General features: G+C 29.1%; 9 protein-coding genes. All 9 read left to right on the top strand.

Features of this window, described 5'->3' with window-relative positions; genetic code table 4:
- Positions 1–10 precede the first annotated feature (10 nt).
- Complete coding sequence (gene dnaG, locus ACMZI9_RS00135; protein WP_416098996.1) at positions 11–1,882, top strand: DNA primase; 1,872 nt, start codon at positions 11–13, stop codon at positions 1,880–1,882.
- A 3-nt stretch (positions 1,883–1,885) separates the two neighbouring features.
- Positions 1,886–3,376, top strand: coding sequence for an RNA polymerase sigma factor (locus ACMZI9_RS00130; RefSeq protein WP_416098995.1), 1,491 nt, complete (start codon positions 1,886–1,888; stop codon positions 3,374–3,376).
- A 36-nt stretch (positions 3,377–3,412) separates the two neighbouring features.
- The gene (locus ACMZI9_RS00125) at positions 3,413–4,204 is read left to right on the top strand and encodes a Nif3-like dinuclear metal center hexameric protein (RefSeq protein WP_416098994.1); all 792 of its coding nucleotides are present in this window, start codon (positions 3,413–3,415) and stop codon (positions 4,202–4,204) included.
- Positions 4,205–4,383: 179 nt separating this feature from the next.
- A complete protein-coding gene (locus tag ACMZI9_RS00120) occupies positions 4,384–5,610 on the top strand; it encodes a replication-associated recombination protein A (RefSeq protein ID WP_416098993.1) in 1,227 nt (408 codons plus the stop codon).
- Complete coding sequence (gene pheS, locus ACMZI9_RS00115) at positions 5,611–6,564, top strand: phenylalanine--tRNA ligase subunit alpha (RefSeq protein ID WP_323680211.1); 954 nt, start codon at positions 5,611–5,613, stop codon at positions 6,562–6,564.
- Positions 6,554–7,225: a uracil-DNA glycosylase gene (locus ACMZI9_RS00110; RefSeq protein WP_323176410.1), complete on the top strand. Its 672-nt coding sequence runs from the start codon at positions 6,554–6,556 to the stop codon at positions 7,223–7,225. Before pheS ends, ACMZI9_RS00110 begins: the two co-directional genes overlap by 11 nt.
- Positions 7,226–7,228: 3 nt before the next feature.
- Complete coding sequence (locus ACMZI9_RS00105) at positions 7,229–9,427, top strand: phenylalanine--tRNA ligase subunit beta (protein ID WP_323680212.1); 2,199 nt, start codon at positions 7,229–7,231, stop codon at positions 9,425–9,427.
- Positions 9,428–9,434: 7 nt separating this feature from the next.
- Positions 9,435–10,697, top strand: a complete 1,263-nt coding sequence (gene glyA / locus ACMZI9_RS00100; RefSeq protein WP_323176408.1) for a serine hydroxymethyltransferase — start codon at positions 9,435–9,437, stop codon at positions 10,695–10,697.
- 219 nt (positions 10,698–10,916) lie between these two features.
- Entirely contained in the window at positions 10,917–16,574 is a 5,658-nt protein-coding gene (locus tag ACMZI9_RS00095) for a phosphatidylinositol-specific phospholipase C domain-containing protein (protein ID WP_323680213.1), read from the top strand.
- Positions 16,575–16,583: the final 9 nt, after the last annotated feature.

The following is a 16,583-nucleotide window of genomic DNA, read 5'->3' as shown; positions in this document are numbered from 1 at the left end:
GGAGGAAATAATGTCAGCAAGATTAACTTCTGAAATAACAAATCAAATTAAACATGCAAATGATATTGTTGATGTTATTTCTGAATTTATTCAATTACACAAAAAGGGAAATAGTTATGTTGGACTATGTCCTTTTCACCAAGACACTAAACCTAGTTTAAGTGTTGTTCAAGCTAAGCAAATTTTCAAATGCTTTGTTTGTGAAACTGCTGGTGACGTAATTGAGTTTGTGAAAAGATACAAAAGCATTTCTTATGTAGACACATTAGAATATTTGGCTAAAAGAGCAAATATTGAACTTGATTTTGAACAATATAAGCAAACTGAAACAATAAATTATTCTCAAGAAGCAATTGAAATAACTGATGTTTTAGACATTGTTAACTCATTTTACAAAGTTCAATATTTAACCAATCAAGCTGCTAAAGAATATTTAGCTAAACGTAAAATTGACAATCAAATTAGAGAAAAATTCAACATTGGTTATGCACCTAAAAATGTTTTGGTTAATTATTTAACTAATTTAAATTATTCAACACATCAAATGCAACAAGCAGGATTAGTTAATGCAGACATGCACGAGTTATTCTGGGATAGAGTAACTTTTGGTATTGCCAACGAACACGGACACATTGTTGGATTTAGTGGAAGAAAACTAAATAACAATGATCCTAATTCGCCTAAATACATTAACTCTCCAGAAACTGTCGCATTCAACAAATCGAGAATTTTATATAACTACCATAATGCTAAAGATTCAATTAGAACTAAAAAACAAGTTGTAATTGTTGAAGGTTATATGGATGTTATCGCTTGTTATAAAGCAGGAATTGAAAACGTAGTTGCAATTATGGGGACTGCTCTTACTAAAGAACATTTAGGACTTATTAAAAACACAAAAGTTTTAATGTTCCTTGATAATGATAAAGCAGGAATTGAGGCAACATTTAGAAGTTTAAGTAGATTATTAGAACACAATTTTGATGTTTCTATTATTAATAACACTTATTCAAAAGACCCTGACGAAATTTTAAATGAATACGGTGCACAAACTTTAGTTGACTTGATTAACAATTTACAAATATCTGCTATTGACTTTCTTTACGATCGTTTAAAAATAAAACATCAAATCAGCAGTGATAATTATGATTTTAATCACTTTAACTTGTTTATCGTTGAACTTAATAAATACCTTGATTTATTTAGCGAAAAAGAACAACAATATTTAAAATCACAATTACAAAGAGAATTTAACTACGAACTAAAAATTGTTCCTAAAAGACAAATTCAAGAACAAGTCAAGTATGATGAATTTGTTGCAAGTGACCCCTATGCACCTATTGATCCATATGATGGGTTTGTTCAAGCACTTAACAATGTTAGGTTTGATGAAAAAGATTTTTACAGCAAGCTCACTACTTTAGGTATTCAAAATAGATTGAAAATCTTAACTCAAGCTATGATGAACCCTCATATTTTGGATATCTTAAAACAAACTCAACATATTGCCGCTGTTTTTAGCTACCCAACTCAAATTGGCAAACTATACAAAGAAGTCACGAAAAACACCGCACAATATTTAAATGAAAATTATTTAGACATATTCAAGCAATATTTACTTAAAAATTGTGGAATGACTGAAGCTGAAGTTAATTCAGAAATTATTGAAAATTATTTACACGAGTTATATGAAGAAACAACTTTCTTTACAGAGACAAGTATGCTTTCGTTTAATTCGTATATAGTAGAACAAGAACCATTTATACAACAAACAATTGCAGATTTACCTAAGGGAGATCCATTGCCACCATATCTTGTTGACACAATAAATAACTTGAAAAAACTTAACTTAAATAAACCTGATAAGAAGAGAGGAAGATAATTTATGTATAAATTTGAAGAGATTATTAATTATATGAAGAGAGAGCTTAAAAAGCACCACAAAGATTACTTAACTCAAGAAGAAGTCTTTGATATTTTAAGCTCAAAAGGTTTATCTATTGATGAAGACACTATTGATGATTTTATGTCAGAATTGAAAGATAACAATATTATTATTGATGATGTTGACTTTGGTGACAATGATGACTATACAGAAGCTGATTTTGAAGATGTAGCGCCAGCAAAATCAAAAAAATCTAAGAAAGCAAAAGAAAAAAGTTTAGATGACTATGATTTTGAAAAATTAACTGACCTTGATGATCAGGAACCTGACTTTGACGGTGGCTTTGATTCTGATGATATGGATGATGATGAGTATTATGAAGAAGACGAAAACGAAGATTACTATACAATTCCAGATGAAGAAATAGAAGCTGATGAAGAAGAAGAGGAAGATGAAGAAAAAGAACATGAAGTTGAAAGATTAAGTGATGAATTCTTTGATGATGCAGGGATTGATTCAGGTTTTGATGATATGGATTTAGTTTTTGAAACTTATGATGAACCAATCGAATTAGTTGACGATACAAAAATTAAATACAACTTATCAAACAAACTTACTGAAACAAATGACATTGTTAAATGATATATGCGTTGAATCGGTAAATATGGAGAATTATTAACTTTAGAAGAAGAAAAACACTTAGCTAAATTAATGGAAAAAGGTGGTTTCAGAGGAAAAAGAGCAAGAGATAAACTCATCCAAAGAAACTTACGTTTAGTTATTAACAATGCTAAAAAATACAAAAACAGAGGACTTACATTTATTGACTTAATTTCTGAAGGTAACTCAGGTATCTTAAAAGCTGTTCAAAAATATGACGTTAACAAAGGGTTTAAATTCTCAACATATGCTACTTGATGAATTAGACAAGCTATCACAAGAGCTGTAGCTGACCAAGCTAGAACAATTCGTGTGCCTGTTCATATGGTAGAAACAATTAACAAAATTTCAAAAATTGAACGTGAATTACAACAAGAATTAGGAAGAGAACCATCTGATGAGGAAATTGCAGAAAGATACCAAAATGGATATGATGCTGCTAAAGTTAGATACATTAGAAAAATTAATATCGACCCTATTTCATTAGATAAACAAGTCGGTAAAGAAAACGATTCATCATTCAGTGACTTTGTTAAAGATGACAACATTGTTTCACCGGTTGATTATGCTTCACAAGAAGAATTAGAAGAAATCTTATTAGATATGGTTAACAACCTTGATCCAGAAGATAAAAAACTTATTTGTAAACGTTTTGGTATCGGTGTTGATGAAAATGGAAATAAATACAGAGTGCACTCATTAGAAGAATTAGCACTAGACCGTGGAGGAGTTTCTAAAGAACGTGTAAGACAAATTGAAAATAAAATCTTACGTAAACTTAAATCAGATCCAAAACACGGTAAAAACTTAAAAGACTTTATTAGAAACTAAAAACAACAATTAAACAAAATTAGGAAAATTGATATTATGAGAGAAAAAAGTTTAAAAATTAAAGATTTTATTGAATTATTAAACAAAATGTACCCATTAAAAAACAAAGAAATTTGAGATCCATCAGGGTACTCAGTTAAAACAGTTCAAGCTAAAAAATTCAAAGGTGCAGTTTTAGCAATCGACCTTACAAAAGAAGTGCTTCAAGAAGCAATTGACAATGATTGCAACGTTATCTTAACACACCACCCATTCAAATTCGAAAGAAGATGAATTGACGAAGATTACAAAGCACCATACAAAAGAGAAATCTTAAATTTACTTAGAAAACACCAAATTACAGCATTCTCAATGCACACAAATTATGACTGTGATCCAAAAGGTACTTCATACCAAATTGCAAGATACATGGGTATAGAAGCGAAACAAAATGAAGAATTAACACAAAAATTCTCATCAGTTGTTGATGCTAATTTATCATTAAACCAAATTAAAGAATTATTAGAAAAAAGATTAGGATTGCACTCATTTAGAACTAATGTTGCACCTGAAAACTACGATAAAAAATTCAAAACAGTTGCAATCTTAAGTGGAAGTGGATACATTGGACAAATTAATGATTTAGCTACAAAATGTGACTTAATCATTTCAAGTGACTTTAGATGAAGTGACTGAATCGTATTTGACCAAACAAACGCAAACATTTTAGAAGTTCCACACTTAGATGAAGAAGTATTTGCGCTTGATATGTATGAACAACTTCAAGAAATGCTTCCAAATCATAAATTCATTTTTGTTAAAACTAATGTACCATATCACAATATGTAATTGACTAAATTTAACTGCTATAAAGCAGTTATTTTTATTTTTATAATAGTGTGCAAGCTTTAAAAGTTTTGCTACTTTAAACTTTTATTACTATAAACTAAACAACAAAGTGCAATCTTTAAAAAAATAAAAATGTATAATTAATAAAATTTATTTTATTAATTAACTAAAAGGGTGTTATGAACAATAAAAATCTAGCAAATTTAATTAGACCAACTAAATTGGAAGACATTGTTGGACAAAAGCACGTTGTTAAATTACTTGAAAAAGTTATTGCAAACAAAATAACAACAAGTTTTATTTTCTTTGGTGAATCAGGAACTGGTAAGACAACAAGTGCAATGATTTTGGCTAACCAATTAGGTCTTAAGTATGATTTGTTTAACGCATCAGTTGATAATAAAGATAAATTAATTAATATTTTGAAAAATAATGATGTAATCATCATCGATGAAATACATAGATTAAATAAAGATAAGCAAGACATTTTGTTATCTTATCTAGAATTTGACAAGATTATTGTTTATGCAACTACAACAGAAAACCCTTACTTTAAAGTTGTACCTGCTCTAAGAAGTAGAATGCAAATTGTGCAGTTTTTTAAGATTTCAGAAGATGAAATCGCAGAGAAACTTAATCAAATTGTTAAGGAAAGTTTTCCTAACTATTTAATTAGTATGGATGTTCTAAAAAACTTAGCTAGATTTTCTTCAGGAGACTTAAGATTAAGTATTAACAATTTACATATGCTCATTTTATGTTCTGATCCAGGTGTAGAAATTACTAAAGAGCAACTGAAACAAGTTATTCCAAATATTAACTTCTACAGTGACTTAAATTCAAGTGCACATTACAACAATTTATCTGCATTTCATAAATCTCTTAGAGGTTCAGATGTAAATGCTGCACTGTATTATGGGATGTTGATTTTAAAAAGTGGAGATGTTGATGGATTATTCAGGAGAATGATTTGTGCATCATATGAAGATATTGGTCACGCTTCACCGAATGTAAGTTTAAGAGTGCTAAATGCAATTGAAGCTTTTGAGCGACTTGGAATGCCTGAAGGAAAATTACCAATTGCTTTTGCAATTATTGATATTGCACTGGCACCAAAAAGTAACTCAACATACATTGCAATCGAAAACACAGAGGAAATCTTAGATTCAGGACAAATTTATCAAATACCAAAACATTTAAGAGATTCACATTATGCATCAGCGGTTAAATTAGGTGATGGAGTTGATTACAAATATCCACATAACTACTGAAACAATTATGTCAATCAGCAATATTTACCAAAAGAATTATCTAAAGCAGAATTTTATTTTGCTGGATTAAATGAAAACGAACAAAAATACAAAAAATATTGACAAAAAATCAAGGAAGCAATTAAGGAGGATTAGATGAATTTAAAATTAGAAAACATTAATTCATTAGAAGATCTTAAATTAGCAAAAGCAAGTGTATTTTCAAACGAAGGAGAAATTTACAAACTTCAACAAGAATTAAAAACAGCCCCAGTTGAACAAAAGAAAGAAATCGGACAAAAAATTACAATTCTTAAAAAAGAATATGAAGATTTCTTTAAGTTAGCTGAAGAAAGAATTCAAAAACTTGAAATTGAAAAGAAAATTAATTCAGAATTTATTGACGTAACAATTTCTGTTTTAAAACCTGGAGCATTACACCCAATCACACTTGTTGAAGAAAGATTAAGAGATTGATTTTTCCAACACGGATACTATGAACGTAAAGATGGTGAAATTGTATCTGATGAATATAACTTTAAACGTTTAAATATTCCAGATGATCACCCTGCTAGAGGAATGCATGACTCACTTTACATTACAGAACAAACTTTATTAAGAACACATAATACAGGTATTACTGCAAAAGTTCTTGAAGAAAATCCTAATAAGGAATTTTCAACTTTTGCTATTGGTAAAGTTTACAGAAATGATGAAGATGATGCAACTCACTCACACCAATTTACTCAAATTGACTTTGTTACAGTTGGGAAAGTTTCATTCTCTAACTTAATTTGAACTCTTAAAGATTTGCTTTCATATGTTTTAGAAGAAAACGTTGAAATCAGATTAAGACCAAGTTACTTCCCATTCACTGAGCCAAGTGTTGAAGTTGATGTATTTTACAAAAATAGATGAATTGAAATTTTAGGTGCCGGTATGCTTCATCCAAGTGTGTTAGAAATGGCTGGTTTTGATTCATCATTTAACGGTTTTGCAGCTGGTATTGGAATTGAACGTATCACAATGATTAAATACGGTTTTACAGATATAAGAGATTTATACAGAAATGATTTAAGAATAATGGAGCAATTTAAAAATGAAAGATAGTTTTTTAAAAATATTACAGTCAGAAGGTCAAAAACCATACTTTACAAAAATTTTAGATAAATTAAAAGAAGAAGAAACAAATGGAGTTAAAGTTTTTCCACACCAAATGGATTTATTTAAACCATTTGAATTCTTCCAAGTTAATGAAACTAAAGTTATTATCTTAGGTCAAGATCCATACCACACATTAGGTTTAGCTGATGGATTAGCATTTTCAACATACGATGACAAATTTGCTCCATCACTAAATAATATTCTTAAGGAACTTAAAAAAGATTATCCTAAAACAAAATTAGAAACAACTTCACTTGTTTCTTGAGCTAAACAAGGTGTTTTATTATTAAATACAGTTTTAACAGTTGCTCAAAGCAAGCCTGCTTCACACTTCAAAATAGGATGAGAAACTTTCACACACAAAGTAGTTGAGGAAGTAGTTGTGCAAAACCCTAATGTTATTGTAGTTGCGTTAGGTAAAAAAGCACAACAATTCATTAAAGATATAGCAATTAATCCTAAAAACTTAGTTGAACTTGCACACCCAAGTCCATATAGTTACAACAAAGGTTTTGCAGATTCACACTTATTTAAAACTATTAATAAAAAACTTAAACAAAATAATGTAAAACCAATCGAATGAGATTTAACTAAAGGAGGAAAGTAATTTATGATTTTATCTTTAAAACATTTAAATAAATATTTACCAAATATTAAGTTAGATGCAAAAGAAGTAGAAAAAGCATTGAACAACTTAGGTTTAGAAGTTGAATCAGTTTCACCTTTCTCTGACGTTAAAGGTTTAGTATTTGCAAAAGTTTTAGAAGTTTCAGTTAACCCTAATTCAGACAAATTAGATGTAGTTAAAGTTTTAACAAAACAAGGTGAATACACAATTCAAACAAATAATAGAATTTTAAAACCAGGTGACCTTACAATTTGCTTCCCAACAGGTGCATCAAAAGGAAATTTTGTTTTCGCAGACAAAGAAATTAAAGGAGTTTTATCACAAGGAATGTTCGGTGCATGATCTGAAATTGGATATGATAATTCACTTTTATCATATACTGACTCAATTTTAGTTTTACCAAACGATTTTGCTACACTTGAAGATGATGCAATGGAACTTTTAGGTCTTAATGACACACTTATCGAAATTTCAGTAACAGCAAACAGAAATGATGCGAACTCATATTATGTTTTAGCTAGAGAATTAGCTTCATATTTTGATACTGACTTTATAAGCGTATTAAAAGAAACACCAAGTTCATTTACAACACAATTTACAGTTAATAAAAACAAAGCACAACATTTATCATTTACAGAAATTAAAGGTAAAAAAGAAACAACTTTATATGAAAAAATGTTACTTGCAAAACACGGTATCGATACAAAATTTGACTGAGCAGTTAATTTAACAAACTTAACATTAATTAACTATGGTGTGCCTTCTCACGTTTATGATGCTGCAAAATTAGAAAACAATTTAAGTGCAGATTATTATTCAGGAAAATTAGTTATTTTAGGAAATAAAGAAGTTGAATTAAATAATGTTTTAACAATTTTTGCTAACAATAAACCTGTTTCAGTTGCTTGTGCTATGGGTCTAGAAGATACGAAAGCTACAGAGCAAACAAATGATTATTTATTTGAAGTTGGAGTGTTTAAGTCTACAGATGTTAGACATTCATCTAAAGAACTTAAATTAATTTCAAACTCAGCTGCACAAGGTGCAAGAACAATTACACCCGAATTAGCAAGTTTAGCAGTTAAATTCATCAGATCATACTGCAATGATTTACAAGTCTCAAATACAATTGGTGAATTTGAATTTGATAGCTACAAAGAAATAAAAATTGATAATGAAAAATTAAAAGTTTACTCAAATAAACTAGACAATCAATTAGTTGAATTTAACAAAGCTAAAGATCAATTAAGTAAATTAGGATTTATCTTTGAAGTAGACACTGTTAAAGTTCCTAACTATAGATATGATGTTAACTTATTTGAAGATGTTATGGAAGAATTATTCAGATTCTATTCATACAGCAAGTTTAAAGAAGAAGTTGTTAAAAACGTTCCATTAATTACACAATCAAAAGATAGAACAAAAAATATTATTAGTGGAATGGGTTATTCAGAAGTTAGAACATTTACACTTGTTTCTAAAGAAAAAGCAGACTTTAAAGTTTTAGACTTAAAAGAAACTGTTGGACCTTTATTAACATTCGTTTCTAAAGAAAGAGAATACGTACGTAATTCAATTATTGTTTCATTGCAAGAAGTTGTCGATTACAATCAAAAACGTAAATTAAACTCAATTAACATTTTTGAAGTAGGAATGATCGGGAACTCTAATGAAGTTTTAGGTCTCGCTTCAACAACTAAATCATTCTTTGAAATGAAACAAGATATTATTAATTTTGTAAAATTAGATTTAGAATTTGTCCCTTTAAAAGACAATGCTTTAGTTCATCCAAATGCATCTGCAAAAATTGTTTATATTGACGAAAACACAGGTGCACAAGTTGAATTAGGTTGATTAGGTAAAATTCATCCATCAATTGATAAGACAAATGCATTCTATGCAGAATTATTCACAGATCTGATTAAAAACATGAGAAACAACGAAGCAGCAACAAAATTCCAATCAGTTAATACTGAACCATACAAAACACTTGACCTTACATTTGAACTTGCAAATGGTGAGTACATTCAAGATAAAATTAATCAAATTAAATCAGTTTCAGATTGTTTCGGCATTGACCAAATTGATGATTACAAAAAAGAAAATTCACACAATGTAACACTTAGAATTACAGGTTCAAGTGAGCAAATTGAGAAAATAGATTCACACTTTAACAACTAGGAGACCTATGTATTCAGATATTAGTTTAAAAGATAAATTAGTTCAAGATGCAATTAACAATGAACTAAAAAGACAAGAAGATCACATTGAATTAATCGCTAGTGAAAACTATGTTTCAGAAGATGTGCTTAAAGCTCAAGGTAGTGTTTTAACAAACAAATATGGTGAAGGTTACCCAAATAGAAGATATTATGGTGGATGTGAAAATGTTGACGTAGTTGAACAAGCTGCTATTGATAGATTAAAAGCTATTTTTAGTGTTAAATTTGCTAACGTGCAACCTTATTCAGGTTCAGTTGCAAATGCTGCTGCTATTGCATCAGTTGTACCTAGTGGTGGAAAAATTATGGGGCTTTCACTTAGTTCAGGTGGACACTTAACACACGGGTACAAAATCAGTTTTAGTGGAATTTTCTATGAATCAGTTTCATATGATTTAGGTAAAGATGGAATTTTAGATTATGATGCAATTTTAGAACTTGCTTTAAAAGAAAAACCACACTTAATTATTTGTGGTTATTCAGCTTACTCAAGAACAATTGACTTTGCTAAATTCAGAGAAATCGCTGATAAATGTGGTGCAAAATTACTTGCTGATATAGCTCACATTGCAGGACTTGTCGCTGCTGGAGAACACCCATCGCCAGTTGGTTATGCAGATATTATCACTTCTACAACACATAAAACATTACGTGGAGGTAGAGGTGGAATAATTATGACTAATGATGAAGAAATTGCTAAAAAAATCGACAGATGAGTATTCCCTGGATACCAAGGTGGGCCATTATTCCACGCTATAGCTGGAAAAGCTGTAAGCTTTTATGAAGCTATGCAACCTATGTTTAAAGAATATGCAAAAAACATTAGATTAAATGCAACTAAGTTCTGTAATAACTTCATTAACAAAGGTGCAAAAATTATTTCAGGTGGAACAGACAATCACTTATTTATGATTGATGTTTTATCAACATACAACATTAGCGGTAAACAAGCTGAAGAAATCTTAGGTAAAATCAACATTACATTAAACAAAAACACAATTCCATTCGATACACTTTCACCGTTTGTAGCAAGTGGTATCAGAATCGGAACTGCTGCTATGACAAGTAGAGATTTCACAGAATGAGATAAATTAGCCGACATAATTGATTACACACTTAGAAATTATGAAATGTTAAGTTCAGAAAATGGAATTGATAAACTAAATGAACTTAAACAAGAAGTTTTAGAATTAACTAAAAAATTCCCAATCAAAAAATCATATTTATAAGATGCAATTGCATCTTATTTTTTTTACTTTTATAATAGTCTACTAGACTTAAAAGTAAAAAAATGTAAATCAAATTTAAATAAGCTAATAAATCTTGAAATTTAACAATCAGACATTGTGTACAATGTTTAGAATTTGTTAAAATAGACAGATAAAATAAAATAAATTTATTTATAAATTTATTAGTATTAATCAAATTTTAAGTTAGTTGGTACATTTGTGAAAAAAAGAATTAAGAAATTAATAACAAGTTTAACTCTCGGAGCAGCTCCGATTCTTTCATTGACTGCAATTTCAGGAATTGTTCAACAAAGTGTTTCTTGAACAGATGAAAATAAAGCTTATTCAGATGATACACAAACACAATTGAATTTAAGTGATTGAATGGCTGATGTTGATGGGGATAAATTGCTTTCAGAGCTTTCTATACCAGGAACTCACGATAGTGGTATGTATGATGGTAGAGGTGTTAAATGATTTTTCGGTTCTGCTTGAGCTAGAACACAGTACAAAAATTTACCTACCCAATTGAAAATGGGTATTCGTTATTTTGATATTCGTTTAGATAGAAACAATTTAGTTAATCACGGTGGAGCATATTCGAATAACTTATATCTACAAAATGTGTTAGATGAGTGTAAAAAATTCTTAACTGCACACTCAAGTGAAACAATCATTTTACGTATAAAAGATGAAAATGTAGATGTTGGCAATTTATCTGCTACAGATTGTATAAAATGAAGAAACTCAATAATCGATAATCTTTATAAATTCAAAGATTTTCTCTTCAAAAATGATTCTCGTAATAATAATCTGAACCCAACACTTAATGAACTAAGAGGTAAAGTTTTTGTTGTAAATAACTTTCACCACAAAGTTTATTCAGATAATAACTATGGAATTTTCATTGATCACGGCAATAACTGAAATATTTGACAAGATACATATGATTCAACAGAAGATGTAAAGATGAGAACATTTGAGTCTATGGCAAACATGTATCAAGATCTAAATGATTTTCACAATGACATAATGACTAACTTCCTTTCAAGATCTAATGGTGAGCAACCTTGATGAACTAGCAAAGCTTTAAATAAATGACTTGTTAAAAAACTTCAACAAAAAGAAGATCAATGAGAACATTTAGGAATTGTGCCAATGGATTTCCCTGGAGATGCCCTTGCATTAGCTATAGTGCGTAAAAACTATATGTATAGTCAAAGAGTAATTAAACGTGGAATTTTAGGAAGACAATTAAATGCGATTCCTGTTACTAAATTAGTTGACAATACATCGATTATTGAATTAAACCAACCGATGAAAGATTACTTTGTTGAAGTTTACAAAGGTAATAATCTTTTAGAAAAGAAAAAGATAACTGATACAAATACAAGAATTCAGTTAGCTAATAAATTTGTTTTAGGTGATTCAATCAAATTAGTTTTCTACAAAGAAACTCCAACAAACATTTACTATCCAACTCCAAAAAGAATTTTAAATGTTGAAGGAACACTTACGGTTTCTAGAAATCAAGAATATGTAAATAAACTTCTTAGCATAGGGAGAAGTTATGTGGCATATTCAGATACTCTTGCTAATACAACTTACCAAAATTTCATTAGATTTCATATTCAAAATGAAATTGTAAGTGTAGCTAATTCATATATCATTCAACCAATGACTGACCAAAGAGGTGAATGAGCTGACTTATTTGATTCAGATAAAACTGAAGTTCAAAAGAAAATCACAAACTTAAAAAATGCTTATGAAGCTCTTAAAACGGATATAAACACATTTAAATCATCAGTTCCATTTAGAAATTCTCAATTAAGTTTTATAACAACTGCTGACAAATCTAAATTATCAGAAGATAGTTATCAAGCATTTCAAGATGTAATTACAACAATTCCTAAATTACCTGAATATCAAAATGTTCTTAACATTTACATCAAGAAGAAAAATAAATTAGCTGGATTAAAAACAATCTTGAATGATCTTCAGGATTATTTAGGACTATTCAATCAAAAAGTTACTGACTTAGATTTAGATAATTTACAAATTAACTACCAAGATAAAAAAGCAGAACTTAACCAAAATATTCAATCTATTCAAGTTATTATCAAAGAAACAATTAATAATGATGCAACTATTGATTTTGCGAATGTAAAAAGCAGATTACAAACTCATTATGATAAATGCTCTAAAATTATTAAATCACTTGAAGACTTGAAAAAACAATATCACCAAAACTTATATAGAGAAAGATTAAGAGCTGCATTACAAAAATGTGAAGAACAAAAAACACAAATCAATTACTTACTTGATAATAGTGGTTGAGCAACTAAAATTGATCAATTAATTACTGAAATTAATGAGCAATTAACACTTTCAGAAATTCAAGAAATAAAAATTAATGATATTGAACAACGTATGCAATCTGCTATTTCAATGTTAAATGGACAATCTAATTTAGATTCAATTAGACAATCTATTTTGTCATCTAAATATTTAGAGCAAAGCGTTATTGATCAAAAATTTGCCGAACTTAACCAAAAAAGATCTTATGCAGACGCAACTGCATTGCAAAATGCAGTTGAGCAATTAAATAATTTTGAACATCAAGCTATTAACCAAACAATTGATAGTTTATCTAACTTAACTGATACACAAGAATCAAGTGCAAAAACTTCAATTGAACAATGTGCAAATAGAGTTGCGGTGAATTCAATAGTTTCAAATGTAATTAAATTAAACAACTTTAATGCTCAACTCAAGAATTTTGATTCTGTAAAGTCATCAATTAACTATATAGAAGCATCGACAGATCTTAAAAAAGCTTATGATAATGCAGAAATAGTTGCTAATACAGTTAAAAATTCAAATACATTTGATAGAGAAATTGAGAATATTGATACTGCAATACCGAACTTGCAGATAGCAAAAAACAACTTAGATGGTCAAAGAAGATTAGATACTGCAAAAGCAGATGCTGATAAAAATATTGATAAGTTAACTTACTTATCAGACAATGTTCAAAAACCAGCTGCTAAAACCTCTATTAGTAATGCGCAAACTGTAAATGATGTAAATTTAATTGTTTCTAATGCTACAAAATTAAATGCTGCATTAGAACAACTTTCAATTGCTGATTCGAAATTAAATCAACCAGCATATACAGAAGCTGCAAAGAATAAAAAACAAACATTTGATTCTGCTAAAAGTGCAATAGACAATATCAAATCAAATTCAGACTTTACAAGAACAATTTCTAATATTGATAGATTAACAGTTAACTTAAAAAACGCTATCAAGGATCTTGATGGTGATTCTGAACTATCATCTGCAAGAACAACTGCATTAAATGAGTTGAATAAATTAACTAATTTAACTGGAGAACCAATAAAAGTTGCACAAGATGCAATCAATGCTGCTAACACAATTAATTTAGTTAATTTAAAATTACTTGAAGCTCAAAAACAAAATGCAATCAACAAAATTAATTCATTATCTAACTTAGGACAAACCAAAAAAGAAAAAGCAGCTGAATTAATTAATAATAAAACTACAAAAACTGAAATTGATGCAATTCAATGAAACTATTCAAAAGTTGATTCTGCACTTCCAAAAATTAAAGAAGCTGAATATGAAAAATCAAAAATAAACTACACTGAAGCTGAAGGTTCTAGAAAAACAAACTTTGATACTATATTGGACAGTTTATTACCATTAAAATCGCAAACTGATTTTTCAACATTACCTGCTAACTTTGATGCAAATGTTATAGCTCTTAAGAATTCAAAAGGTGACTTGAATGGATTAGACAGACTTAAAAAAGAAAAAGAACAAGCTAACATTTTCATTTCTAATTTAAGTGAATTATCAAATGAACAAAAAGATACTTTTGCAAATAGCATAACTTCAGCTAACTCAATTTCAGAAGTTGCAGATATTAAAAACAATGCTGAAAAACTTAATAATGCTTTAATCGAATTAAAAGCAGCAAGACAAACTGCAAAATCTGAATTGACTAAATTAACACACTTATTAGAAGAACAAATTAGAGAAGCAAATAGTCAAATCGATGCTGCTACAACAGTTCAAAGAGCAAAAAACATTGTTACAAATGCAACAAATGTTGATGTTGCTATCGAACAAGTTCAAAGATTTAATGATGTTAAATTAAAACCACAATTTACAGAAGCATCAACAACACCTGCAGATAAAAAACAAGCTTCTCAAACAGCGTTTGACAACTTATCAGGTGTTGAGTCAATTATGGACTTTAGAACAAATCTAATTGACCAAATCACAAACAAATCAGAAGAACTGAAAAATGCAATCAACTCACTTGATGGTCAACAAAACTTAGATGCTGCAATAGCTGCTGCTAAATCTGCTATTGATGCATTACCTAACTTATCAGATGATGAGAAAAGAGACGCAAAAACTGAAGTTGAAAAACAAACAACTATTGCTAATGTTGCTGATAAATTATTAAATGCTAAAAAACAAGATGCATCAAATAAAATTGACTCATTATCAAACTTATCAGATGATGTGCAAAAACCAGCTGTTAAAGCTTTAATTAACTCAAAAGCAACTAAAGATGAAATTGATGCAATTGTTGCTAATGTAGAAAAAGTTAATAGTGGTATTGGAACACTTAATGATGAAATTGTGATAAAAGAAGAAATTCAATACAAACAAGCATCAGATGATGTTAAAGAAAACTTTTATAATGCTATAACTGCATTAGATAGATTATCAAGCTACACAGACTTTGAAACACCGTTTGACCAATTAGATATTAAATTACAAGCTGTATCTGAAGCTAAGAGTTCATTAAATGGTAAAGATAGATTAGATGCTGCAAAAGGTGAAGTAATTAAAGCTATTGAGGGACTTGAAAACTTATCATCAGTTCAAAAAGATGCTGCTAAAAATGAAGTTGAAGCTAAAACATCAATTGCTGATGTTGAAGAAAAATTACTTGAAACTCAAAAAGAAGATGCTATAGCTAAAATTAACTCATTACCTAAATTATCAGAAACTCAAAAAGAAAAAGCTATCAAATTAGTAGAAGCTGAATCAGATAAAGCAGGAATTGATAAAGTAGTTTCAAATGCTTCAAGCATCGATGGAGCGATTGCTAAAGTTGAATCTACTAGAGGAATTGAATCAGAAATCAAATACACTCAAGCTTCAAACCAAGATGTATTTGATGATGCAGTTACTGCTTTAAACGACTTAACAACAACACTGGACTTTGATGAACTATATCCTAACTTAGATAACAAGTTAGATACATTAAAATTAACTCACGATGCTCTCAATGGTGCTGATAGATTGAAAACAGCTAAAGAAGAAGCGCTTACTGCTATCGAAGCTGCTTCAAACTTATCAGATACTCAAAAAGAAGTTGCTAAAAAAGCAGTAAATAGCTTAAATCAAGTTTCTAAAATTAAAGGTATTAAAAATAATGTAAAAGAAGTTAACAGTGCATTTGATGTTATTGAGAATGCTGAAGCGATGAAAGAAACAACGCAATACATTCAAGCTGATAAACAATTTAAAGATGCATTTGATAATGCATTAGTTGCTTTTGAAGAAATTAAAGCAAAAGAAGACTTTACTACAGAAATTCCTAATTTATCTGAAAAATTAGTTGTACTTCAAAAAGCTACAGAAGCCCTTAATGGTAAAGTTAAACCAGAAACTAAACCTGAAGAATCTGCTAAAGAAGAAGATAAAAAAGAAAACACAAGTAGTGGTTCAAACTTAGTTGGTCCAATTGCAGGTGGTGTATCAGGACTACTTGCATTAATTGGTTCAATCTCTGGATTTGTCTTCTACAAAAAACGTAGAAAACGTAAATAAATAATTTTT

This window comes from Mycoplasma sp. 4079 (assembly GCF_047785185.1).
Lineage (GTDB): Bacteria > Bacillota_I > Bacilli_A > Mycoplasmatales > Metamycoplasmataceae > Mycoplasmopsis.
This window is presented reverse-complemented; position numbering and strand designations above follow the sequence as displayed.